The sequence below is a fragment of the Planococcus sp. TJ-301 genome (assembly GCF_058268475.1).
Genome location: NZ_JBZDOH010000001.1, coordinates 717,580 through 740,307, shown reverse-complemented (window position 1 = coordinate 740,307; position 22,728 = coordinate 717,580). Strand labels below are relative to the sequence as shown.

The 22,728-nt window shown below is 46.4% G+C and carries 22 protein-coding genes and 1 riboswitch; of the genes, 20 read left to right on the top strand and 2 right to left on the bottom strand.

Translation table 11 applies throughout. From position 1 onward, the window contains the following. Positions 1-359: 359 nt before the first annotated feature. From xerD to AC4EHJ_RS03735, 5 genes are all read left to right on the top strand, one after another. A complete protein-coding gene (xerD, locus tag AC4EHJ_RS03755) occupies positions 360-1,262 on the top strand; it encodes a site-specific tyrosine recombinase XerD (RefSeq protein ID WP_490974248.1) in 903 nt (300 codons plus the stop codon). Between the two features lie 75 nt (positions 1,263-1,337). Further along, on the top strand, positions 1,338-2,522 hold the full coding sequence (deoB, locus tag AC4EHJ_RS03750) for a phosphopentomutase (RefSeq protein ID WP_490974247.1): 1,185 nt from the start codon (positions 1,338-1,340) through the stop codon (positions 2,520-2,522). Between the two features lie 19 nt (positions 2,523-2,541). Beyond that, a complete protein-coding gene (locus tag AC4EHJ_RS03745) occupies positions 2,542-3,846 on the top strand; it encodes a pyrimidine-nucleoside phosphorylase (protein ID WP_490974246.1) in 1,305 nt (434 codons plus the stop codon). A 75-nt stretch (positions 3,847-3,921) separates the two neighbouring features. Further along, positions 3,922-5,244: a diaminopimelate decarboxylase gene (gene lysA, locus AC4EHJ_RS03740; RefSeq protein WP_490974245.1), complete on the top strand. Its 1,323-nt coding sequence runs from the start codon at positions 3,922-3,924 to the stop codon at positions 5,242-5,244. Positions 5,245-5,424: 180 nt separating this feature from the next. Beyond that, the gene (locus AC4EHJ_RS03735; protein WP_490974244.1) at positions 5,425-5,784 is read left to right on the top strand and encodes a GNAT family N-acetyltransferase; all 360 of its coding nucleotides are present in this window, start codon (positions 5,425-5,427) and stop codon (positions 5,782-5,784) included. Positions 5,785-5,951: 167 nt separating this feature from the next. Here the strand turns inward: AC4EHJ_RS03735 and AC4EHJ_RS03730 are convergent, their stop codons facing one another. Further along, positions 5,952-6,458 carry a DUF309 domain-containing protein gene (locus tag AC4EHJ_RS03730; RefSeq protein ID WP_490974243.1) on the bottom strand — a complete coding sequence of 169 codons (507 nt, stop codon included), beginning with the start codon at positions 6,456-6,458 and terminating at the stop codon, positions 5,952-5,954. A 91-nt stretch (positions 6,459-6,549) separates the two neighbouring features. Between AC4EHJ_RS03730 and AC4EHJ_RS03725 the strand changes: the two genes are divergently transcribed. The 11 genes from AC4EHJ_RS03725 (at position 6,550) to AC4EHJ_RS03675 (ending at position 17,793) form a co-directional block, all read left to right on the top strand. Beyond that, entirely contained in the window at positions 6,550-7,323 is a 774-nt protein-coding gene (locus AC4EHJ_RS03725) for a segregation/condensation protein A (RefSeq protein WP_490974242.1), read from the top strand. After that, complete coding sequence (gene scpB, locus AC4EHJ_RS03720; RefSeq protein WP_490974241.1) at positions 7,301-7,891, top strand: SMC-Scp complex subunit ScpB; 591 nt, start codon at positions 7,301-7,303, stop codon at positions 7,889-7,891. The genes AC4EHJ_RS03725 and scpB overlap by 23 nt, the downstream gene beginning before the upstream one ends. A 219-nt stretch (positions 7,892-8,110) precedes the next feature. After that, on the top strand, positions 8,111-8,842 hold the full coding sequence (locus tag AC4EHJ_RS03715; protein ID WP_490974240.1) for a pseudouridine synthase: 732 nt from the start codon (positions 8,111-8,113) through the stop codon (positions 8,840-8,842). A gap of 90 nt (positions 8,843-8,932) precedes the next feature. Beyond that, positions 8,933-9,481 (top strand): thiol-disulfide oxidoreductase ResA, encoded by a 549-nt coding sequence (gene resA / locus AC4EHJ_RS03710; protein WP_490974239.1) that lies wholly within the window; start codon positions 8,933-8,935, stop codon positions 9,479-9,481. Positions 9,482-9,494: 13 nt separating this feature from the next. Beyond that, on the top strand, positions 9,495-11,150 hold the full coding sequence (gene resB / locus AC4EHJ_RS03705; RefSeq protein ID WP_490974238.1) for a cytochrome c biogenesis protein ResB: 1,656 nt from the start codon (positions 9,495-9,497) through the stop codon (positions 11,148-11,150). Then, complete coding sequence (ccsB, locus tag AC4EHJ_RS03700) at positions 11,147-12,331, top strand: c-type cytochrome biogenesis protein CcsB (protein ID WP_490974237.1); 1,185 nt, start codon at positions 11,147-11,149, stop codon at positions 12,329-12,331. Before resB ends, ccsB begins: the two co-directional genes overlap by 4 nt. 127 nt (positions 12,332-12,458) lie before the next feature. Next, a complete protein-coding gene (locus AC4EHJ_RS03695) occupies positions 12,459-13,175 on the top strand; it encodes a response regulator transcription factor (RefSeq protein ID WP_290212909.1) in 717 nt (238 codons plus the stop codon). Beyond that, a complete protein-coding gene (locus AC4EHJ_RS03690; RefSeq protein WP_490974236.1) occupies positions 13,168-14,949 on the top strand; it encodes an ATP-binding protein in 1,782 nt (593 codons plus the stop codon). Before AC4EHJ_RS03695 ends, AC4EHJ_RS03690 begins: the two co-directional genes overlap by 8 nt. A 44-nt stretch (positions 14,950-14,993) precedes the next feature. Beyond that, a complete protein-coding gene (gene sigX / locus AC4EHJ_RS03685; protein ID WP_490974235.1) occupies positions 14,994-15,527 on the top strand; it encodes an RNA polymerase sigma factor SigX in 534 nt (177 codons plus the stop codon). After that, positions 15,517-16,752, top strand: a complete 1,236-nt coding sequence (locus AC4EHJ_RS03680) for a GerMN domain-containing protein (protein WP_490974234.1) — start codon at positions 15,517-15,519, stop codon at positions 16,750-16,752. The genes sigX and AC4EHJ_RS03680 overlap by 11 nt, the downstream gene beginning before the upstream one ends. Before the next feature lie 178 nt (positions 16,753-16,930). Continuing rightward, positions 16,931-17,063, top strand: a riboswitch (FMN riboswitch). Positions 17,064-17,208: 145 nt separating this feature from the next. Further along, entirely contained in the window at positions 17,209-17,793 is a 585-nt protein-coding gene (locus tag AC4EHJ_RS03675; RefSeq protein ID WP_490974233.1) for an ECF transporter S component, read from the top strand. A gap of 531 nt (positions 17,794-18,324) precedes the next feature. Here the strand turns inward: AC4EHJ_RS03675 and AC4EHJ_RS03670 are convergent. Next, positions 18,325-18,576, bottom strand: coding sequence for a ferredoxin (locus AC4EHJ_RS03670; protein ID WP_490974232.1), 252 nt, complete (start codon positions 18,574-18,576; stop codon positions 18,325-18,327). A gap of 107 nt (positions 18,577-18,683) precedes the next feature. Between AC4EHJ_RS03670 and AC4EHJ_RS03665 the strand changes: the two genes are divergently transcribed. The 4 genes from AC4EHJ_RS03665 to AC4EHJ_RS03650 all read left to right on the top strand — a co-directional run bounded on the left by AC4EHJ_RS03665 (position 18,684) and on the right by AC4EHJ_RS03650 (position 22,673). Further along, a complete protein-coding gene (locus AC4EHJ_RS03665) occupies positions 18,684-19,709 on the top strand; it encodes a YpbB family protein (RefSeq protein WP_490974231.1) in 1,026 nt (341 codons plus the stop codon). Beyond that, positions 19,706-21,136, top strand: coding sequence for a RecQ family ATP-dependent DNA helicase (locus tag AC4EHJ_RS03660; RefSeq protein WP_490974230.1), 1,431 nt, complete (start codon positions 19,706-19,708; stop codon positions 21,134-21,136). Before AC4EHJ_RS03665 ends, AC4EHJ_RS03660 begins: the two co-directional genes overlap by 4 nt. 77 nt (positions 21,137-21,213) lie before the next feature. After that, positions 21,214-21,972 carry a LysM peptidoglycan-binding domain-containing protein gene (locus tag AC4EHJ_RS03655; protein ID WP_490974229.1) on the top strand — a complete coding sequence of 253 codons (759 nt, stop codon included), beginning with the start codon at positions 21,214-21,216 and terminating at the stop codon, positions 21,970-21,972. Between the two features lie 71 nt (positions 21,973-22,043). Next, entirely contained in the window at positions 22,044-22,673 is a 630-nt protein-coding gene (locus AC4EHJ_RS03650; RefSeq protein WP_490974228.1) for a CBS domain-containing protein, read from the top strand. The last annotated feature ends 55 nt before the right edge of the window (positions 22,674-22,728 follow it).

Below are 22,728 nucleotides of genomic sequence, written 5' to 3'. Positions count from 1 at the left end.
ATCTTTCCTGCGGGCTTGGCCGAACTAACTCGTGCTAGCGCCCGAGTGGATTTCGGCACTACATCGCTTCACTGCTCCCTTGGGAGTCGGAGCTATTTTGCTCCACATCTGTTAAACAGCGAGAAAGTGCAGGAAGTGTATCTTTCAATTACTAAGATAAAAGAAGAGGTCCGATATTAAGATTCTCCTTTGAATGAAGCGCAAGGCGGCGACTCCTGCGGGATTAGTGGGACAATGGAGACCCCGGAAGCCCGTGCAAAACGGGCTGAGGAGGCTCCATGCCCACCCGCGGAAAGCGTCCGACTGGAGCGAAATGAAAAATTTGAAAATCATATATATAACCAACTGGAGGGATTCACGTGAAATACGCCAAAGATGCATTAGACGACTACCTGCATTTCCTGCGGGTGGAAAGGCAGCTTGCCGCCAACACCCTAGTGTCCTATGAACGGGACTTGAAAAGCTATCTCCAGTATTTAAAAGAAGTCGAGCAGCTGGAATCTCTCAGAAAAGTGGAACGTGTACATATTTTGAACCACTTACGCCATCTTAAAGAAACCACCAAAACTTCACGGACCGTGGCACGCCACATTTCCTCAATCCGTTCATTCCACCAATTCCTGATCCGTGAGCGGGTCGTGGACAACGACCCGACCGTCCATCTGGAAATGCCGCAGATGGAGAAAAAGCTTCCGAATATCCTTTCTATAGAAGAAGTCGATGCGCTGATTCAAGCGCCAGATGCCAGTAAACCGAACGGGGTGCGCGACCGGGCTATGCTTGAGCTCTTGTATGCGAGCGGCATGCGCGTCAGTGAATGCATCAATTTGGATGTTGAAGATGTCAATTTGACAATGGGCTTTGTCCGCTGTTTCGGCAAGGGCGGAAAAGAACGGATCATTCCGCTCGGAAAATCCGCACTTTCGGCTTGTGAAGAATACTTATCGAGCGCACGAGGCAGTTTGCTGAAAGAAGGCGAAAAAACCGATTCTTTGTTTATCAACCAACGTGGCAAACGGCTGACGCGCCAAGGTTGCTGGAAATTGCTGAAGCAGCATGCCCAAAAAGCGGGCATCCAAAAAGAGTTGACGCCGCATACGCTGCGCCATTCGTTCGCTACGCACTTGATCGAGAACGGGGCGGATCTGCGGGCGGTCCAAGAAATGCTTGGACACGCAGATATTTCCACTACGCAAATCTATACCCATGTCAGCAAAACACGCTTAAAGGATGTTTATTCACAGTTCCATCCCCGCGCTTAAAAAATAAAATAGGTCTGACTTCTGACAAGACCTTCATTTGTGGTAATATAGAATCGTAAATAAGGAGGAAGACAAATGACAGATAAACCTTTTGAACGAATTCACCTTGTGGTTCTGGATTCAGTGGGAATCGGTGAAGCACCGGACGCTGAAGCTTACGGCGACAAAGGATCAGATACACTTGGACATATTGCGGAAGCAGTTGGTGGGCTTTCTATGCCGAACATGGAGAAGCTTGGACTTGCTAACATCGTTCCTGTGAAAGGGCTTACGCCAGCGGAACAGCCTGCGGCGCATTTCGGCAAATTGCAGGAAGCGTCTGTCGGAAAAGATACGATGACTGGACATTGGGAAATTATGGGACTCAACATTGGTACACCATTCAAGGTTTATCCGGATGGCTTTCCGACTGAATTGATCCAGCAGCTTGAAGAAAAGACCGGCCGCAAAGTCATTGGCAACAAACCGGCCAGCGGCACTGAAATATTGGACGAACTTGGAGAAGAACATATGGAAACAGGAGCTATTATCGTTTATACTTCTGCAGACCCGGTTCTCCAAATTGCAGCCCATGAAGAAATCATTCCACTTGAAGAGCTTTACCGCATCTGCGAAATCGCACGCGAATTGACGCTATCGCCTGAATTCCTGGTTGGCCGCATCATTGCGCGCCCGTTCTTAGGCGAAAAAGGTGCTTTTAAACGGACGTCGAATCGCCATGATTACGCCCTAAAACCTTTTGGGCGCACCGTTATGAACGAATTGAAAGACAGCGGCAAAGACGTGATCGCCATCGGCAAAATCAATGATATTTTCAACGGCGAAGGTGTGACAAAATCGGTTCGCACAAAAGACAATATGGACGGCATGGACAAATTGGTGGAAGTTGCCGGAGAATCATTTACAGGCATGAGCTTTTTGAACTTGGTAGATTTTGATGCATTGTTCGGGCACAGACGCGATCCAAAAGGCTACGCAGAAGCGCTTGAAGCGTTCGACAAACGGCTGCCGGAAGTACTCGGCCGTATGAATGAAGACGATTTGCTGATCATCACGGCTGACCATGGCAACGACCCGACATTCCCAGGCACTGACCATACACGTGAATTTGTGCCGTTGCTGGTATTTTCACCGCGATTTGAAGGCGGCAAAGAATTGGCGCTTGGCAAAACCTTTGCTGATATCGGTGCAACGATTGCAGATAATTTCTCAGCACCGATGCCTCAATTCGGCACAAGCATCTTAGGAAACTTAAAATGAGAAAGGCGGGAAACGAATCATGAGAATGGTGGATTTGATCGAGAAAAAAAGAGACGGCTTTGAACTGACTACTGAAGAAATCCAGTTTATCATCACAGGTTATACAAAAAACGAAATTGCCGATTACCAAATGAGTGCATTTCTGATGGCGGTTTATTTCCAGAATATGACTGAACGCGAACGCGCGGATTTGACAATGGCAATGGCCAACTCAGGCGACCAAATCGATTTGTCTGCTATCGAAGGCATCAAAGTTGATAAGCATTCTACAGGCGGCGTGGGCGATACAACAACATTGGTTCTTGGACCTTTGGTTGCAGCATGCGGCGTGCCGGTAGCAAAAATGAGCGGACGCGGGCTTGGCCATACAGGCGGCACAATCGACAAGCTTGAAGCGATCGAAGGCTTCCACGTCGAGTTGACGACGGAAGAATTCATCAAACAAGTCAATGACATCAAATTGGCTGTCATTGGCCAAAGTGGCAACTTGACGCCAGCCGATAAAAAACTTTACGCGCTTCGCGATGTAACGGCGACAGTCAATAGCATCCCATTGATTGCTAGTTCGATAATGAGCAAAAAAATTGCAGCTGGCGCAAACGCCATCGTCTTGGACGTGAAAATAGGCGAAGGCGCATTCATGAAAACAGAAGAAGATGCGAAAGAATTGGCGCATGCCATGGTGGGCATCGGCAATTCAACGGGCCGCAAAACAATGGCGATTATCTCAGACATGGGCCAGCCCCTTGGCTTCGCCATCGGCAACGCGCTGGAAGTGAAAGAAGCGATTGAAACATTGCAAGGCAATGGACCGGAAGACCTGACAGAATTGTGCCTCGTTCTTGGCAGCCAAATGGTCGTTGTCGGCGGCAAAGCGGAGACCTTGGAAGAAGCACGTGCAATGTTAGAAGAAGTGATTGCCAATGGCAAAGCGCTCGAAGTCATGAAGCAATTCATCGCGGCTCAAGGCGGAAATCCTGCCGTAGTCGACGATGTCAGCTTATTGCCGCAAGCGAAATTCATGAAAGAAGTCCCTTCGCCGGAAGAGGGCTATATTTCCTTTATGGAAGCGGACGAAATCGGCACAGCAGCTATGGTGCTTGGTGCCGGCAGAGCGACGAAAGAATCGGAAATCGATTTGGCAGTCGGCATCGTTCTTCACAAAAAAGTCGGCGATTTCGTTAAAGAAGGCGAATCGTTGGCAACCATTTATGCAAATACAGAAGAACTCGCGGATTGCATAAATATGATATATAATAGTATTGAATATTCAAGCGAACCGGTTGAAAAAACTCAGCTGATTTCGGCGCTGATTACCGATTAAGAGACCTTGCTGGGTTTATTCTCAGCAAGTTTTTTTTATAAGGTCTTCCATTTCGCATAGCTTAGGAGGGACATCATGCATTTATACGGTACACAAAGCATTAATGACAAAGGCCATTTGGCCATCGGTGGCACAGATGCCGTAGATTTAGCGAAAGAATACGGCACTCCACTTTTTGTATACGATATTCAATTATTCCGGGACCGCGCGCGTGCATTCAAAAAAACGTTCGAAGAAGCGGGAATCGGCTACCAAGTAGCTTATGCCAGCAAAGCTTTTTCAAGCATCGCCATTTACCAAGTAGCGGCGCAGGAAAACCTGTCGCTGGACGTTGTATCGGGCGGAGAACTTTACACCGCGCTTCAAGCAGGCTTCCCGAAAGAGAAAATCCATTTCCACGGCAACAATAAAAGCGACGAAGAACTTCGCATGGCGTTCAAAGAAGAAATCGGCTGCATCGTCGTCGATAATTTTTATGAAATAAGCCAGTTGAAGAAACTTTCGGAAGAGCTTGCACGACCAATGAATATACTGCTGCGAGTAACGCCGGGCATTGAAGCACATACGCATGATTACATCACAACCGGGCAGGAAGATTCTAAATTCGGCTTTGACTTGAACAACGGCCAAGCGGATCGAGCGTTTAAAGAGACGCATAAGCATCAGTTCCTGAACTTGCTGGGCCTCCACTGCCATATCGGTTCTCAGATTTTCGATACGGCCGCATTTAGCATGGCAGCCGAAAAGTTGGTCGGCAAAATGGCGCAATGGCGGGAAGAAACAGGCTACACTTGCCCGGTATTGAACCTGGGCGGCGGGTTTGGCATCCGCTATACAGCTGAAGATGAGCCATTGGAGCCTTCTGTCTATGTCAAAGACATGATCGGCACTGTCAAAGAGACAGCGGGGGCTCAGGATTATCCACTGCCTGAGATTTGGATCGAACCAGGCCGTTCGCTGGTCGGAGATGCTGGTACAACGCTTTATACGATCGGCTCGATGAAAGAAGTGCCAGGCACCCGGAAGTATGCCGCTGTCGACGGAGGCATGTCGGATAATATCCGGCCCGCGCTTTACGGTGCAAAATACAGTTCACTGATTGCCAATAAAGCGGAAGAGGCTGGAACCGAGCAATACACCATCGCTGGGAAATGCTGCGAGTCCGGTGACAAGCTGATTGAACAAGCAGACTTGCCGCTTGCTGAAGCGGGCGATATTCTTGCTGTATTTTGTACTGGAGCGTATGGCTACTCGATGGCCAGCAATTACAACCGTCTGGCGCGCCCGGCTGTGGTATTTGCTGAAAACGGCAAGCACCAGCTTGTTGTGAAACGCGAAACGCTTGAAGATTTGGTTAAGCAAGACATGTCTTATGCGCCGCAGGAACAAAAAGGATGAAAAAGGAGAATTTGATTTTATTACTGATTCTCTTAGTAATGGCCATTGCCTGGGGACTCGTCTATTGGCTCTTTTTAGCGGAAAATGTTGGAGCCGGCTGATTGCATGTAAACTTGAGTTATTTGCGAATCTATAGTAGGATGAAAAAAGCCGTTTAAAGACGAAAATGAGGGATTGAATATGTTATTTAGATATAAGAAATCTTTTGAAAAAATCGCTATGGGGCTTCTTTCATTCATGCCTAAAGAGCGTGAATTGAAGAAATTGCAGCAGACAATGCATATATACGAAGAAAATCCTGATTGGCAATTATTCCTTTGGAAAAAGGGTGAAGATTTTGTCGGCCTATTAGGGGTGGAAGTGAACGAAGATCATTTTACACTCCATCACATTTCCGTCAACCCGTCCCATCGGGGAGAAGGCATCGGCCAAGCCATGATTGAGAAAATCCAGCAGCTGATGAATGGAAAAGAGATGCAGACGACAGAAGAAACAAAAGCATTCATCCAAAAATGCGTGGATAAGAAAGCGCGGATCTAGGCTCACCGTTTCTAAAATCTACACAAAAAGGCACTGGATTAAATTCCAGTGCCTTTTTATTTTGATCAAATTACTATAGCCGGATAAAGTTTATAATTTAAGCTAGTTAAAAGTAAAAATGAACGGCCAATAGCGCGTCATTTTTTATAAGGCTTTCGCTTTATGTTTTATAACTCCAGATTTCTTTTTTTGCGTTGTTCGCGCAAATTAATAATCGATGTCCGGTCTCTCAAGCGATGTTTGTGCATGATGTAATGTGGATCCTGAGCTTCAAGAGGGTGTTCCAGCATGTATTGCGCAATTGACGCCTGGATAACCCGGGAATCAATCGGGATGTCGAAGTGGCCATAAGGTTCACGTTCGGTCACAGCGGCGATGGCGTTGTTTAGATCTTCAATCAATTGATCATGGTTGAAGCCTTCAACCCAAATGCCAGCGTCAGCGAGTTTAGCTCGTGAGCGGATAAAAGAACGCAATGCGCCGGGGTAATTGCTGCGGCGCCAATGGTACATGCCGACCGCTAATTGAATCCAGCCGGTCAACGGATGCATTTTATCTTTTGGGGCAAGAGACTTCCAGTATTCTTCGCCGACTTCATGGCATTCGAAATAATCTTTTTCATTATTGAAATGGATCAGGTATTGGATAAACAGCTTATGTTGGAGTGGGTGCATTTTAATCACCTTTCTACTATAATAAAGGAATATGGATTATTGGAGTAAACAACTAAAAATTTAGATTAAAATAACAGTCAGGTGGCGGACCATGTCATATGAAGTAAAAGTTGATGCCTTCGAAGGCCCTCTTGATTTATTATTGCATTTAATACATCGTTTGGAAATTGATATTTACGATATTCCCGTTTCACAAATCACTACACAGTATATGGAACATATACGAGCACTGCAAGTCCTTGAACTCAATGAAGCAAGTGAGTACCTTGTCATGGCAGCGACGCTGTTGGCAATCAAAAGTAAAATGCTGCTTCCTGTACATGAAGGGGAAATGGACGATATCTCTTTTGATCTTGAGGAGCGGGACCCCCGCGACGAATTGGTATCGCGATTGGTCGAATACCGGAAATTCAAAGAAGCTTCGGGAAAACTGAAGGAACTTGAGGAAAATCGCTCCGTAATCTACACGAAAGCGCCGATGGACCTTTCAGAATTACAGGCGGACGCACAAGCGGAAAACGTCGATTTGGAAGTCAATGCCTTTGATATGTTAGGCGCATTTCAAAAGATGCTGCGCCGCAAGCAATTAAAGGCGCCGCTGTCCGCCCGTGTAACGCGGCATGAAATTTCAATCAAAGACCAAATGTCGTCGATTGTCGGACGTTTGAAGCAGGCAAAAGGCCGGACGCCATTTACAGAGTTGTTTCCTTCGAATGACAAAACGGTGCTCGTGATATCATTTCTGTCTGTGCTGGAATTGATGAAACGGCAAGTTATTCAAGTAGAGCAGGAAAAGAATTTTACAGATTTGATGGTGGAACTTAAAAAAGAGGAGTGGAAATATGAAGACGACTCTTTCGAGTAAAATAGAAGCGTTGCTTTTTGTTGCGGGCGATGACGGCTTGACGATGAAGCAGCTTCAATTTTTGACTGAAGCGGATCAACAGCAGATTTTAGCAAATGTCGATGAATTGACACAAAAATATAAAGCACCTGAAAATGGCATTTCCCTGAAAGAACTTGCGGGAGTTTATCAATTAGTGACCAAGCCAGAAGTGGCGGACATCATCCAGAAGCTAGTAGAGAATCCGACGCCGCAAGCTTTGTCTCAAGCCTCTCTGGAAGTACTGGCGATTGTTGCTTATAAACAGCCGATCACGCGCCTTGAAATAGAAGACCTGCGCGGCGTTAAAAGCGAAAAGCCGCTTCACACCCTTGCTGCGAAAGGCTTGCTGCAAGAAGCGGGAAGGGCGGAAGGCACCGGGCGGGCCATTCTTTATGGCACGACCACGGAGTTCCTGAACTATTTCGGATTGAAGAACTTGGACGACCTGCCCGCTTTGCCGGATGATGCGGAAGAAAGCGCGGATGAAGAAACAGATTTGTTTATGACGAAATTCCAAGAAGCTTTCAAAGAAGAAGTGGTAGTTTAATGTGGGGCCGTTGGAAGACTGTGGATCGGAAGCAGTCTTCTTTTCTTTGCCCGACGCGCCATTTCCTGCTTTAAGCCCTGAGCTATGTGCTTTCGCTTTGACCGGAAATGTGACATAATTCCGAGAGAGACGAACGGATAAAACCCTGTTTTAGCAATGGCGTTTCCGCTTTTCTATGCCCGTGTTTAAGGGCAGCAAATATATCAATGAGGTGAACTTATGGAGAGATTACAGAAAATGCTTGCACATGCAGGCGTTGCATCAAGACGCAAGTCGGAGCAATTGATTTTGGACGGCAAAGTACGGGTCAACGGAAAAGTGATCAAGGAACTGGGGACGAAAGTATCCCAGAACGACACGATTGAAGTTGAAGGTGTCCAACTGGAAAAAGAACAGAAAGTCTATTATTTATTATATAAACCGCGCGGCGTTATTTCCGCGGTAAGCGATGACAAAAACCGCAAAGTCGTAACAGACTTTTTCAGCGATATTGAAAAACGCATTTATCCGGTAGGGCGCTTGGATTACGACACATCCGGTTTGTTGATCATGACGAATGACGGCGAATTCGCGAACTCACTGACGCATCCGAAATTCGAAATCGACAAGACGTATGTGGCGCGCTTGAAAGGCATACCGGCCAAGGAAGATCTGCAAAAGCTTGAACGCGGCATCAAATTGGAAGACGGCATGACCGCTCCTGCGAAAGTCAAGCTCTTGTCTGGCGACAAGAAATCAGGCAAAGCGATTGTCCAGATCACCATCCACGAAGGGCGTAACCGCCAAGTGCGCAGAATGTTCGAGGCAATCGGCTTTCCTGTGCAGAAATTGAGCCGGGAGCAATTCGCATTCTTAACGCTGAAAGGCTTGAATGCAGGGGAGTCCCGAGAATTGTCGTCGCACGAAGTGAAGCTTTTACGCGTATTGGCCGATACAGGCAAACGCAACTAACGTTCACAAACACTTCAAAACTGGGCGCAATAGCCTAGTGAAACTTTGCTATAATTGGATTTGCATTCTAGCCTCGAAGGAGGAAGTAAATTGAACGAGAAAAAGAACAAGAAAAAAACCAATCGGCTGATTATGCGGTCGGCGATCTTGCTGATGCTAGTCGCGGCAATCGGCTACACCATCTACAATAGTGCGACAGCTGATGACGTCAGCCTGCTTGAAGTCGGTGATGAGGCGCCTAATTTTTCGTTGACCGACCTTGATGGGAATCAGCATAAACTGTCGGATTATCGCGGGCAAGGTGTATTCTTGAATTTCTGGGGGACTTGGTGTGAACCGTGCAAAGAAGAAATGCCGGCAATGGACAGCCAGTACGGAGCATACAAAGACCAAGGAGTCCAAGTACTAGCTATCAATATAGCCCAATCGGATTTTGAAGTGCAGTCATTTTCTGATCAATTCAATTTGTCATTCCCGATTGTCATTGATAAGACGAAAGATGTTATGACCGCTTATAATATCCGCCCTTTGCCAACAACTGTGCTGGTGAATCCGGAAGGCAAGATTGAACGGGTCGTCACAGGTGAAATGACAGAGCAAGATATTGAAGGGTATATGGAAGAAATCAAACCTGAATAAGGAGTTTTTTCGGATGGAGAAATTGCAATGCACGTGCGGCCATATAAATCCGCCCGGAACTGTTCTTTGTGAATCCTGCGGGCGGTCGTTGACTGAAAAAGAACAAAACAGCAAGCTGGTGGATATGCGCTATGAAGGGACAGCCAGGCGCTCCCAAACCTATAATAAATCGATTATCGACAAAATATGGAATTTCTTCTCCAGTGTCAAAGTCGGAGTCTCTATCATTGTGGCACTTCTTGTTGCGGCCGCAATCGGCACCATCCTGCCGCAGGAACAATATGTCACTGTTCCGGTGCGTACAGATGCGACAATTGAGGCGTATTATTCCGACGTTTATGGCAGCATCGGAAAAGTCTATTATTTCCTTGGCTTTAACGATTTATACAATTCCTTCTGGTTTATTATCCTCGTAGGCATGCTGGCGATTTCATTGATCATTGCCAGTTTGGACCGTTTTGTGCCGCTTTACCGTTCACTTAAGAATCAGCGCGTCCTGCGCCACCTGAGCTTTATGAACAAACAGCGCATTTACGCTGAAGGTCCGGCAGCTCCGGATTCAATGCAAAAAGCGGAAACGAAATTGAAGGAATTGAAATACAAAGTATCGACTGATAAAAATGGCTTATTGGCTGAAAAAGGCAGATTTTCCCGTTGGGGTCCTTATGTCAACCATATTGGGCTTATCATCTTCTTGTTCGGCGTCATGCTCCGGATGATGCCAGGATTCTACGTAGACGAAACATTATGGTTGCGGGAAGGCGAAACTCGGGCAATCCCAGAAGCACCAGGCTATACATTGGAAAATAAAGGTTTTGAAGTGGAGAATTACACAGGCGAAGATGGCGAGGAAAAATTCGGTGAAGCACTTGACCGCGTAGGCACAGTCGCGAAGAATTACCAGACTGATGTTGTGCTGTACAAAAAGCCTGAAGACTCGCTGCCGGGTGAGACGAACCTTGAAAAAGTGAAAGAATACCCGATCCGTGTTAACGAGCCGTTGAAATTCGATGGCTACGCCGTTTACCAAATGGACTTCAAAGAAGACGAACTGAAGACCATGACATTCGCTTTGACGAACAAGGAGACGGAAGAGTCGCTTGGCAACTTGACAATCGACTTGATCAATCCCGAAAAAGAATACACTCTTGACGGTGGTTCTGTGGTGAAATTGCTTGGCTATTATCCGGATTTTGACGGTTTTGAAGACGGCGAACCTCAAACGAAGACGCCGTTGCCGAATAATCCTGGTTTCCTTATCGAAATGACGACACCTCAAACACCGCAAGGGGAAACGAGCTTTATCACAATCCAGAACACTGTCGAACCTTTTGGCGATAATGAATACAAATTGGCTTTCCAGAGCGTCGAAACCCGTGACGTTTCCGGTCTGACCATCCGCAAAGACCGGACGTTGCCGATTCTTGGCCTAGGCGGATTAATCTTCATGATCGGCGTCGCGCAGGGCATGTACTTTAACCACCGCCGCTTCTGGATTCAGCAGCAAGCAGATGGCGCGATTATTTTAGCAGGCCATACGAACAAGAACTGGTTCGGCTTGAAAAAAGATCTCGACCAGGTTAAGGAATACGCATCGCTTCCTGCTTATACCGATCAACAGGAGGAAATCGAGAAGCTCGAGAAAGAGGAGGCTGAATTGACGCCATGAGTTTAACTGACATTAGCTCCAATCTACTGTATGTTGCATTTGTTTCCTATTTGATTGCAACATTCGTATTTGGTGGAGCTGTAAAAGGCAATAAAGCCGGTACGTTTAAATCAGAAAGCCGTTGGGGAACGATTGCTTTCGCTATCACCGTGTTCGGCTTTTTGGCAAACCTCGGCTATTTCTTTACACGCTGGGGAGCTACAGGGCATGCGCCGCTTAGCAATATGTTCGAATTTACGACAGCGTTCGGCATGACGCTTGTCGGCGGATTCATCGTTATTTATGCATTATACAAAACACCTGTTATCGGCATGATTGTGCTTCCGGTAGCGCTTTTGATCATCGCGTTCGCAAGCATGTTCCCAAGCGAAGTGAGCCCGCTGATTCCCGCTTTGCAATCCAACTGGCTTGCGATCCACGTCAGTACAGTTGTTATCGCAGAAGGTATTCTGGCGATCAGTGCAGCAGCTGGTCTGGTCTTCTTGTTAAAAGAAGTTGATATGACGAAAAAATCGAAACAGCGTTTCTGGCTCGAAGCAATTATGTATTCGCTTGTCTTAGTCATAGGTTTTGTTGTAGCAAGCACTTATTTCACAGCCACTGGGTATGAAGCAGAATTTACGTATGTCGATAAAGAAGGCGCAGACGCTGCTATTACGTACAAAATGCCGCCGATTTTCGGCATGAACGAATACACGCAAATGACTGAAGGCACCTTGACTCCATTCGTTGAAACGCCGGCAGTCGTCAACGCCAGCAAATTGACGACCGTTGCATGGTCGCTGATGGTCGGAACAATCCTTTATTGGATTATCCGTTTGGTTACGCGCAAGCGGATTGCGGCCCTCTTGAAGCCATTCGTCAAAAACGTCAATCTCCAGCTGATGGACGAAATCGGCTACCGTGCCGTAATTATTGGCTTCCCGGTATTTACACTTGGCGCATTAATTTTTGCCATGATTTGGGCACAGATTGCCTGGTCCCGTTTCTGGGGCTGGGATCCGAAAGAAGTATGGGCATTGGTCACTTGGTTGTTCTACGCCGCATACTTGCATTTGCGCCTAGGAAAAGGCTGGCAAGGCAAAAAATCTGCGTGGCTTGGCGTAGCTGGTTTTGCGATCATCATGTTCAACTTAGTCGCTGTTAACTTAATTATCGCAGGTCTCCATTCTTACGCTTAATACATTTGCTATTTAATTTTAGACACATAATGTGAGCCTTTTCCCTTAGTGGAAAAGGCTTTTAATTTATTTTTCCAAATCTTGACGGTACAATGAAAACTAAGATACAAAAGTTGGAGGGGTTATTATGTCGGAGGAAGTTACAATCCTAGTTGTGGACGATGAAGAGAGAATTAGACGATTATTGAAAATGTACCTTGAGCGTGAAGGCTATCTGGTTGAAGAAGCGGAAAATGGTGTCCAAGCACTCGAAATGGCAACTGAAAAAGACTACCATTGCATCCTGCTGGATCTTATGATGCCGGAAAAAAATGGCATTGAAGTTAGCACAGAACTGCGCGAAAAGAAAATGACACCAATCATCATGCTTACCGCCAAAGGCGAAGAAGCGAATCGTGTGGAAGGGTTTGAATCCGGTGCAGATGATTACATCGTTAAACCGTTCAGCCCGCGGGAAGTGGTGCTGCGTGTAAAAGCGATCTTGCGCAGATCTTCCGCATACTCGCCGATCACAAAATCATCTGTGTCAAAAGACTTGGTCGTCTTTCCGCATTTGACAATCGACCATGATGCCCATCGCGTGACAGCGGATAATGTCGAAGTCAATTTGACTCCGAAGGAATACGAACTCCTGTATTTCCTGGCGAAATCACCGGATAAAGTGTTCGACCGCGAACATTTGCTGAAAGAAGTGTGGCATTACGATTTCTTCGGAGATCTGCGGACAGTCGATACCCACGTGAAACGCTTGCGGGAGAAATTGAACCGGGTATCCGAATCAGCCGCTAAAATGATCGTTACGGTTTGGGGCGTAGGCTATAAATTCGAGGTAGGCAATGAATAGGTTGTGGAACAGTGTCGTCGGGAAGCTATGGATTACCATATTGCTTCTCGTTTCTTTTGTGTTGTTTATTGTTACTGTGCTGCTGCTTGAATTCTTCGGCAATTATCATAGCGAATCAGTGGAAGAAACATTGAATAAGGAAGCTGCCACGATTGCCCGCATATTCAATGACCATGGGGAATTTGAAAACTCCTTATTGATCATGGAAGATATCCTGGGTGCGGAGACCAATGCGGTTATCGCCGAAGTGCCGGAAGAAAGCTCTTATTTTATACATGAAGGGCTTAACGGCAATCAATTGCGCGAAACGATTTTGCAGGAACCTTCTTTTCAAAAAGTGTTTGAAACCGATGAAACGGTAATGAAAGAAATGCTGTTGCCATCTTTAACGGAAGAGAACATGATGGAATCTTATATTGTGCTGGCCAGTCCCTTGCAGACTGGGGAACAAGAGCACGGTGTCGTCTTTATCTACCAATCACTTGAAGTGATGGACCGCACTGCGGAAAGAACGACCAATATCGTCTTTTTATCAGCATTCATCGCATTTATCCTGACTACTGTTTTTGCATTCTTTCTCTCGACGCGCATCACGTCACCGCTCCGCAATATGCGGGAGGGGGCTTTTGAATTGGCGAAAGGGAATTTTGATACGAAAGTGAAGGCGACGTCAAGCGATGAAATTGGCCAGCTTGCTACCGCCTTCAACCAGATGGGCCGGCAGTTGAAACATCACGTTGAGGTCATTAATCAGGAAAAGGAACAGCTCTCCAGCATTTTGACCTCGATGGCAGATGCTGTCATTACATTCAACCAGGACCGGACAATCCTTTTAAGCAATCCTCCCGCGGAGAAATTGCTTCAGCAATGGCTGATGAAACGCGGAATGGAAAAAGGTGACCCATTGCCTTCGGAAATGGTCCATATGCTTGAACACGTTCTCGATTTCGAAGAGGAAATCGAAGAAGAGCTGGAAATGGAAGGCGCTTACTACGCCATCACCTTCAGTCCGTTGTATAGCGGAGATTCTATTCGTGGAGCTGTGGCCGTCCTGCACAATATGACAGAACAGCATCGTTTAGAGAAGCTCCGCGAAGACTTTATTGCGAATGTCTCCCATGAGCTGCGGACGCCGATTGCAATGCTCCAAGGCTATAGTGAAGCCTTGCTCGATGACGTCGGTACTTCAGAAGAAGAGCGGCGCGAAATGACGAAAATCATTTACGAAGAATCCCAGCGCATGGGTCGGTTAGTGACGGACCTGTTGAATTTAGCGAGGATGGAATCAGGCCATATGCGTCTGTACCGGGAAGTTGTCCAGCTCAACTCCGTCATTGAACGCATGACGCTGAAGTTCCAGCCAATCGCCAAAGAACAAGGCATTGAACTGGACTTCGAAAGTGCCATCGATGATTGGGCGGCAGCTGAACTAGATGAAGACCGCATTGAACAAGTGATGACCAATTTAATAGACAATGCAATCCGCCATACCCCTCAAGGAGGAAACGTCAAGGTCTTTATCGAACAACAACAAGGCTACGCAAAAATATCTGTGAATGATACAGGTGTCGGTATACCCGAAGAAGATCTGCAATACGTATTTGAACGTTTCTATAAAGCGGACAAAGCAAGAACACTTGGCAAAGGCGGAACCGGTCTCGGCCTCGCAATCGCCAGCAACATTATCAATGCACATGGCGGCAAAATCTATGCAGAAAGCGAAGTGGGCAAAGGCACTTCCTTCATCTTTTTATTGCCGCTGAAAAAAATGTAACTTTATGTTGAGGAGAACGACTAATCTACGAACGGGGGGAGTATATGAACGACTCCGTTTTCCATCGCCTATACGACGAATACCATCAAGATGTATTCCAGTTTCTCGTCTACTTGGTGAAAAACAGGCATTTATCCGAAGACTTGATGCACGAGGTTTATATTCGGGTGTTCAGGGCCTATGACCGTTTTGAGGGCAAGAGCTCTGAAAAGACCTGGCTTTTTTCCATTGCCAAAAACGTGGCGATCGACCATTTCCGAAAAACGGCGGTCAGGAAAAAGCATTCGACGGATTTTTTCGATTGGGAAACGCAGCAGCTGGTTTCAAAAGAACGCATTCCTGAAGAAGTAGCCCAACTGAATGAGGACAAAATCCTTCTCTATACGATGCTTGATGAGTGCACAGGCGATCAGAAAATGGTCATCATCATGCGTTTTTTCCAAGATTTATCGATTGCTGAAACGGCAGATGTGCTTGGGTGGACAGAAGGCAAAGTCAAAACCACCCAACATCGCGCCATTAAATCGTTGCGTGAAAAAATAAGCGCAAAGGAAGGGGGAGCAATGAATGCCGAATAACAGATGGGACGATGACCACATCGAAAATTTGTTGCGGGATTTCCCCACAATCCGGGATGACCGGACGAAAGAAGAAGTTTACAGCCGTCTGGATAAGAAAGCGGCGGTAAAAAAACAGCCTAAACGTTGGTTGCCGTTGCTTGTCGCCGCACTTGCTTTCATCACGATAGGATTTTTGGTGGCATCCATTTTAAATCAGAATGGCAGGGACAGTGCGTTCACACTGAACGAGCAAAATGCAGAAAGCACTGCTGATGAAGCACAAGACGCTTCTACCGAAGAAGCGGAATCAGCGGATTCGGCTGGAGAAGAGTCAAGCGGCGGCGCAAACAGCGATGGACAAGAACCTTCCGCGACAGAAGAGTCGGCTACGATATATCAAGATGAAAATCCACAATCTGCACGAACTGCAGTTTATGAAGAGGAGTTGGACGGCTTTACGCTGTTTACCATTGGCCTGACCCAAAACGCTATGGTTATTCCAGTTGGCTTTTTGATACCTGATTCCCAGATTGAAAACGATTTCGGCAATAAAGCACCGAATTCAGTGGAGCTTTACAATAAATACGCCAGCCAAATTGATGAAAAAGCAATCGGTTTCAATGAATACCATCCGTACCTTGGAAAATTATCGATGGAAGGAAGCACAGTCAAGCATTTATTGCCTGCAGACCATCAATACGATTTAGCATCGGCAAGCTATGAAGTTTATCTAGCATCGCTGCAGGAAACATTTACGGATGCCGATGAAATCCTCATTCAAAATGAAGACGGCACGCCGGCGAATTTCGAACAGATCGGACCGATGGAACCTGTAAAACCAGCGGTTGAAAACGTCGCATATTATGCCCATACCACTGATGGCGGCGAAACATTTATGGTGCCAGGCTATAATATGCCGCATGCAACAGCAAAAGAAGCGGTTGAAGCACTAAAATCTTCACCGTCAGATTTGCACCAGAATACAATCCCTGAAACCGTTGACTACACGGTTACCGAGACAGACACGGCTATTACCATCGAATTCACAGCGGAATTCGATTTCGGGTCGCTTGAAGAGGCTGAGGGGGCACGCATGCTTGAAAGCTTAGCGCTGACAGCGAAAGCGTTCGACAAAACCGTTCAGCTCGAGAACACGAAACAACAGGAATGGAGCGGCTTTGATTTGAGCCGTCCGCTTCCTGAACCGGTTGCTCCGAACGGTGCAGCGTGGAAAGTGAAATAAATTCTCCTTTTAATTACCCAAAGCCATTGCCCGGACATTCCGGGCAATGGCTTTTCGCATTTTCAATGGAATTGCCCTTCAAAAATTGCAAAAGTGGGCTACGCAGGCAAATGATTGAGCATTCCTGTTTACATTATGGCTTCTTTACACTAGAATTAGGAGGTAAAATAAAATATCGATTCATCTTCGGGGCAGGGTGAAAGTCCCTACCGGCGGTAATTGAACATTGTTCATAAGCCCGCGAGCCGTAAAAAGCAGGATTTGGTGAGATTCCAAAGCCGACAGTATAGTCTGGATGGGAGAAGGTGAAGGTGCGGACAGTGCTGCCTATAACTAGGCGATACGTTTCTTAAATGTGCCTTTTTCTCCCTTAAGCGCTAGCCGCTTAAGGGTTTTATTGTACGGCTGCATTGTCCAAGCCTTTCTTCTGGTGAATCACGACAAGGAGAGAGGAATATGAAGAACAAAAAATTGCAATCGATGATTGCGATCGGAATGTTGAGCAGTATTTCATTTATTTTAATGCTGTTTAACTTTCCGCTGCCAGCTTTACCTGCATTTTTAAAAGTGGATTTTAGTGATGTGCCGGCTTTGATTGCCGCAATCACAATGGGGCCAGTGGCCGGAATACTCGTTGCGTTTTTCAAAAACGTATTGGATTGGCTATTTGCGGGTAGCCCGACCGGAGTGCCTGTAGGGCATATGGCGAACTTTGCGACAAGCATTTTGTTCATCCTGCCGGTTTATGTTGTCTATCGAAAATTCTCATCTAAAAAAGGCATGGTATATGGCCTTGCTGCTGGTACGCTATCAATGGCGATCGGCATGAGTTTGTTGAACTATCTGGTGTTTCTGCCAATGTACACGTATTTCCTAAACATGCCTGCACAAACAGGCAACGTGCTTTTCGGCACGATTGTTCTGGGGATTCTGCCGTTCAACCTGATCAAAGGCTTGGCCTTGACCGCGGTTGTCCTGCTCATGTTCAGCAGCATGCACGTATGGATAGAAAAACAGCGGCGCTATTACCTGGCCCAATAAATAAAAAAAGGCACCAAAGCGATTAAGCTTCGGTGCTTTTTTGATTTTTTAAAAACTTATAAAATAGATAGAGTAGCCGATATTCCGCAAAACAGCGTCGCTTGCCGCGGGCGAGCGCCAAGCCTCCTCAGCACGCTAGCGTGCTTGCGGGGTCTCGGCTGTCTCGCTTTCCCGCAGGCGTCGACGCTGTTATGCTCCATATCTGGGGCACAGCAATAAAGTACAGACTCGTATCTTTCATCTTCTTAATTAAAAGAAATCACTTACTACTAAGAAATACCTTTGAATGAAGCGGAAGGCGGCGACTCCAGCGGGCAAAGCCTGAGCTGAAGGCCCCGCAGGAAACGAGGTTTGTAGAACCTCGTTTGCGACGAAGCTAGCGAAGCGATGCAGGAGCAGCTCTTTTTCTAGCGACGAGGAGACTGAAGCCAGGCCCGCGGAAAGCGTCCGCCTAGAGCGAAAAGAAAAGGTAATACCAATATAAAAAAACGCCGGAGCTTTTAAGCTTCGGCGCCGCCTTTTCAGGACTGGTCAATCTTCATATTTAAGGGCATCTCCGTCGAATGGTGCGTCTGCTACTTTGATGGAATCAGTCGGGCAGCCTTCGAACGCATCTTCCATGTCTTCTTCCAGTTCGTCTGGAACTTGGGAAGTCCCCATGTTATCATCTAGAATAACAAACGCTATTCCTTCATCATCATAATCGTAAACATCCGGTGCAGCAGCTCCGCAAGCGCCGCATGCGATACAAGTATCCTTATCGACAATGGTATACTTAGCCATATTAGTTTCCCTCTCCTTTATCTCCGAACAAGTTCATTTTTACTACCGTATTCATTCTAAAGGTGTTTGTTCAGTTTTTCAACAAAAAACCGTCAGGAGGGCGCCACTTGCTTTTTGAAGAACTTGTCATTTCAATAATGAAAGCCGTAAACCTCGAAAGAACCGTATCTTCACCCTTCCATTTGATCAAAGGGAAGAAGTCCGGACAGACGATTCAGGACATCGGCTATTACCGGCTTTATCCTTATTTTGCAGTGATGACGAAGTTGGATAAGAATGCGTATGATGATGTGATACAAAGCCTTTTTGCGCGTAATCTGCTGCGCACAAATGAGCAGGTCATCGATTTAACAGAATTGGCTTTAGGCATGGAGATTCCAGCGAGCAAACTTAACGGCTGGAAATACCGAGGCAATGAACTCCTCTTTTTAAACCGCCTATCATTAATTGTCCAAACTTTGTCACATACCAGCCAGAACGAATACAGCTTTGATCCGGTGCTTAATGCGGTCGATTTGCAGGCGTGGGTGAAAGATTATCTGGTTCGCATCAATTACCGGGATCCGGAAACAGCCGGCCGCTTTAAAAAAGAACTGTACGAGAGCCTTAACGCTGTAAATGTAACGGAAGATAATAAAATGATGTTGATGCAGCGGCTGACGGGACTCCGCTTAAGCGGATTGACGTGGGAGCAGATTGCGGCTGGAAAAGGGCTGCATCCTCTAGACGTCCAGCTTGCGGTCATCGAAACCCTACACGCCTGGCTAGAAGTTTTGGAAAGCGGCGATTTTCCGCTTATCTCTCCGCTATTGAACGGAGTCGTCCAGCGGTCATCACTTACTGAATCAGCAGAACGCACCGATAACTTATTTAAACAGGGATTATCCCTTGATGAAATTGCGGCTGTCCGGCAATTGAAAACGAGCACGATTGAAGACCATTTCGTGGAATTGGCCATGAACGATCCGGCTTTCGACTATACTGTGTTCATACCGCAGGATTTATTCCGCAGCATCACTGACATAAGCGCACAGCGCAATACCAAACGCCTTAGAGACATCAAGGAGATGCTGCCGCAAGCGAGTTATTTCCAGATCCGCTTAGCGCTTGCTGTGAAGGAGGACATTTCATGAAACTCGAGGAACTACTTTTCAATACATATGGCTTTACATCGTTCCGGCCGGGCCAACGTGAAGTGATCAGCCAAATTCTGGAGGGCGGCGACGTTATTGCCCTATTGCCGACGGGAATGGGCAAGTCGATGTGCTACCAGCTTCCTGCTCATCGCCTGCCAGGCAGCGTATTGATCGTTTCGCCGCTGCTGTCGCTGATGCAAGATCAAGTAGCCCAATTAAAAAAGATGGGTGAAAAATCAGTTGTTGCCATCAATTCGTTTTTAAAGCCAGGTGAAAGGGAGAAAATTTGGGACAACTTGGCAAGCTACCGCTTTATCTTCATTTCCCCTGAAATGCTCGTTCAGCCTTTTGTGAAAAACCAATTGCAGCGCATCCAAATTTCACTGCTGGTCGCGGATGAAGCTCATTGCATCTCGCAATGGGGCTTCGACTTCCGGCCGGATTACCTGCGCATAGCTGAAATTCTGCCTGTCCTCGGAAATCCCCAAGTGCTGGCTCTAACAGCAACGGCCACAAAAAAAGTCACTGATGAAATCAAGGCCTATCTTAAGCTGAAAGATCCTTATGTTTATACACATCCAATGGACCGAAAAAATATCGCTTATGACATCAAACGTTTTGAAAAGCCAAAAGACAAAATAGAATGGTTGAAACCATTTGTTCAGGAATTCGAAGGGCCAGGCATCATTTATGCTGGGACCCGAAAAAAATCGCAGGAAATCACGGAGCTGCTGCTGGAAATGGGCTTATCGGCTGCGTATTACCACGGCGGCATGGAGCACCAGGACCGCATCTTCGTTCAGCAGCAATTCCAGAACGGCGAATTGGAATGGGTGTGTTCAACCAATGCATTCGGTATGGGAGTCCATATTGCGGACATTCGCCACGTCATCCATTTCCAGTTGCCGACTTCCATAGAAGGTTATGTCCAGGAGGTCGGGCGGGCAGGGCGCGACGGTGAGTCAGCACTTGCCACACTATTGTACGTGGCTGGCGATGAACTGCTTATGGAAAGCTTGGTGATGGATGAGCTCCCGAACCGCCAAGAAATTGAAATGGTGGCTAGAAATAGTCAGGAAGGCAGGCGGTTGGTCGAGGACGGAGTGGTCCGTGAAACAGCTTACCGGGTGGTTTCTTATTGGCTTAGCCAACTGACTGCCGAGGAAACGGTTGCAAGAATTGAGTTGATCCGGCAGGAGAAAATCCGGCAGATTGAAAAAATTAAAAAGTTAGTGGGTTTATCCGGCTGCATCAGGGAATATTTAGTCGGCTGTTTTGACCAGGAAGTGAAAAACAAACCCGGCAATTGCTGCGTAAATGATGGCCTCGATTATGAAGTATTTGAAAAAAAGAAGCAGAAATACCAAAAAAGCGAGTTGGACAATTGGCAAAATCGGCTAAATGCACTATTGCCATTGGGATAATTTTCCGATATTTCGTTTACAAAGTTGATTTTTTTCGGCATAATAGAGTTATCAGAATAGGATAGGAGCAGTCAATTATGGGAAAACAAAATTATCGTGACGCCATTGAAAAAGACCGCCAGGAAGTCAGTGTCCTAGGCAATGCAGCCGCTTCTAGAATAGCGCAGCGCAAAACGGTTAAAGAAAAGCCTAAAAAAACGAAAAGTGTTTTATTGACGACGTTATTCTTCCTTTTCATATTAATTCCTGTTAGCATACTGATTTATGTCGCTTTTTACTATGAACCTAATGATACGTTGACGGCAAATCCATCGAGTGATGAAGTGAGCTTGGAATCCCCGGTTCCTGATGCGCCGCTTGTTCCAGTGGTGACGGATAAAGAGGATTCAGAAGAATCGGCTGCTGCAGAGGAAGCCAAGGCTGCAGAGGAAGCCAAGGCTGCGGAAGCAACTGAAGCAAAAGAAGCGGCAGAAAAAGAAGCCGCTGATAAACTAGCGCAGCAGGAAGCTGAGAAAACTGCAGCTGCCAAAGAGCAAGCGCAAAAAGAGCAGGCCCAAAAAGAAGCAGCTCAAGCGGAAGCCGAAAAAGAACGTCAGCGCGCAGAAGCAGAAAGACAGAAAGAGCAAGCGGCGGCAGAACAGAAAAAACAAGAAGCACCAGCTGCACCTGTCGCTGCATCGAAAACACACACCGTTCAGTCGGGTGAAACTCTATACCGCATTGCTGTCAATACTTATGGCGGCGCCGGAGCAAGCGCAGGTGTCGAAAAAATCAAAGCGGCAAACGGCTTGAATTCAAATGAAATCACAGTCGGATCTACATTAGTTTTGCCTTAAATGCAGGACAAGTTTATTCGGATGTCGAAAAACATTAAGAGTGAAAAAAGTATAAGGCAGAGGTGAATTGAATGTTCGTGAAAAGTGTAATGGTGAAAAAAGAAAAGTGTTTTATAGTGAAACCGGAAGATTCAGTCCAAAAAGGGTTTGAATTATTGGAAAAGCATTCAATTGATGCGCTACCAGTAGTCAACGGCAATGATTTCAAAGGAATTTTCACTTGGTACCACAGCTACCGTGCGTTTTTCCAATCGGGGTTGAGCAAAGAAGATTTCGTGAAGTCCACTAAAATTGGGGATGTCATGGTCAACCAAGACGTTTATCTTGGAATTGACGACGTTTTCGAAAAGGCGATTGTCGAACTTAACGATTTCCCCATTATCGCAGTTGTTGAAAAAAATGAATTTCTGGGCATCGTTACTCGTTACGATGTGATGACCCAATTGCAAAGCGCTTTCGGCATGCAGTCTGAAGGAACGCGCATTACGTTCACATCAGTGGAATCTGAAGGCCGTATCGGGCGCCTTGGAGATATCATCGAAAAATACAAAGAATCCGTCATCTCGCTTGTAACGTTTGATGAAACCGACAAGCTTGTGCGTAGAATTGTCTTAAAAATAAAGAAAAAAGACAATGTGGAAAAATTCGTAAAAGAGCTTGAGAAATCAGGATTCCGGGTATTGGATATCGCAGAAGACTGATTTGGGAAATAACCCATAAAGAGGCATAAGCAGCGCTCTGCTTATGCCTCTTTAT

Excerpts from the sequence above, each read along its gene's own strand:
- scpB (WP_490974241.1), top strand. The coding sequence starts at position 7,301 with ATGAAGACGACTCTTTCGAGTAAAATAGAAGCGTTGCTTTTTGTTGCG.
- deoB (WP_490974247.1), top strand. The coding sequence starts at position 1,338 with ATGACAGATAAACCTTTTGAACGAATTCACCTTGTGGTTCTGGATTCA.
- AC4EHJ_RS03745 (WP_490974246.1), top strand. The coding sequence starts at position 2,542 with ATGAGAATGGTGGATTTGATCGAGAAAAAAAGAGACGGCTTTGAACTG.
- AC4EHJ_RS03660 (WP_490974230.1), top strand. The coding sequence starts at position 19,706 with ATGAAACTCGAGGAACTACTTTTCAATACATATGGCTTTACATCGTTC.
- resB (WP_490974238.1), top strand. The coding sequence starts at position 9,495 with ATGGAGAAATTGCAATGCACGTGCGGCCATATAAATCCGCCCGGAACT.
- AC4EHJ_RS03650 (WP_490974228.1), top strand. The coding sequence starts at position 22,044 with ATGTTCGTGAAAAGTGTAATGGTGAAAAAAGAAAAGTGTTTTATAGTG.
- AC4EHJ_RS03735 (WP_490974244.1), top strand. The coding sequence starts at position 5,425 with ATGTTATTTAGATATAAGAAATCTTTTGAAAAAATCGCTATGGGGCTT.
- AC4EHJ_RS03695 (WP_290212909.1), top strand. The coding sequence starts at position 12,459 with ATGTCGGAGGAAGTTACAATCCTAGTTGTGGACGATGAAGAGAGAATT.
- AC4EHJ_RS03675 (WP_490974233.1), top strand. The coding sequence starts at position 17,209 with ATGAAGAACAAAAAATTGCAATCGATGATTGCGATCGGAATGTTGAGC.
- ccsB (WP_490974237.1), top strand. The coding sequence starts at position 11,147 with ATGAGTTTAACTGACATTAGCTCCAATCTACTGTATGTTGCATTTGTT.
- AC4EHJ_RS03730 (WP_490974243.1), bottom strand. The coding sequence starts at position 6,458 with ATGCACCCACTCCAACATAAGCTGTTTATCCAATACCTGATCCATTTC.
- AC4EHJ_RS03670 (WP_490974232.1), bottom strand. The coding sequence starts at position 18,576 with ATGGCTAAGTATACCATTGTCGATAAGGATACTTGTATCGCATGCGGC.
- AC4EHJ_RS03655 (WP_490974229.1), top strand. The coding sequence starts at position 21,214 with ATGGGAAAACAAAATTATCGTGACGCCATTGAAAAAGACCGCCAGGAA.
- sigX (WP_490974235.1), top strand. The coding sequence starts at position 14,994 with ATGAACGACTCCGTTTTCCATCGCCTATACGACGAATACCATCAAGAT.
- AC4EHJ_RS03725 (WP_490974242.1), top strand. The coding sequence starts at position 6,550 with ATGTCATATGAAGTAAAAGTTGATGCCTTCGAAGGCCCTCTTGATTTA.
- AC4EHJ_RS03680 (WP_490974234.1), top strand. The coding sequence starts at position 15,517 with ATGCCGAATAACAGATGGGACGATGACCACATCGAAAATTTGTTGCGG.
- AC4EHJ_RS03715 (WP_490974240.1), top strand. The coding sequence starts at position 8,111 with ATGGAGAGATTACAGAAAATGCTTGCACATGCAGGCGTTGCATCAAGA.
- lysA (WP_490974245.1), top strand. The coding sequence starts at position 3,922 with ATGCATTTATACGGTACACAAAGCATTAATGACAAAGGCCATTTGGCC.
- AC4EHJ_RS03690 (WP_490974236.1), top strand. The coding sequence starts at position 13,168 with ATGAATAGGTTGTGGAACAGTGTCGTCGGGAAGCTATGGATTACCATA.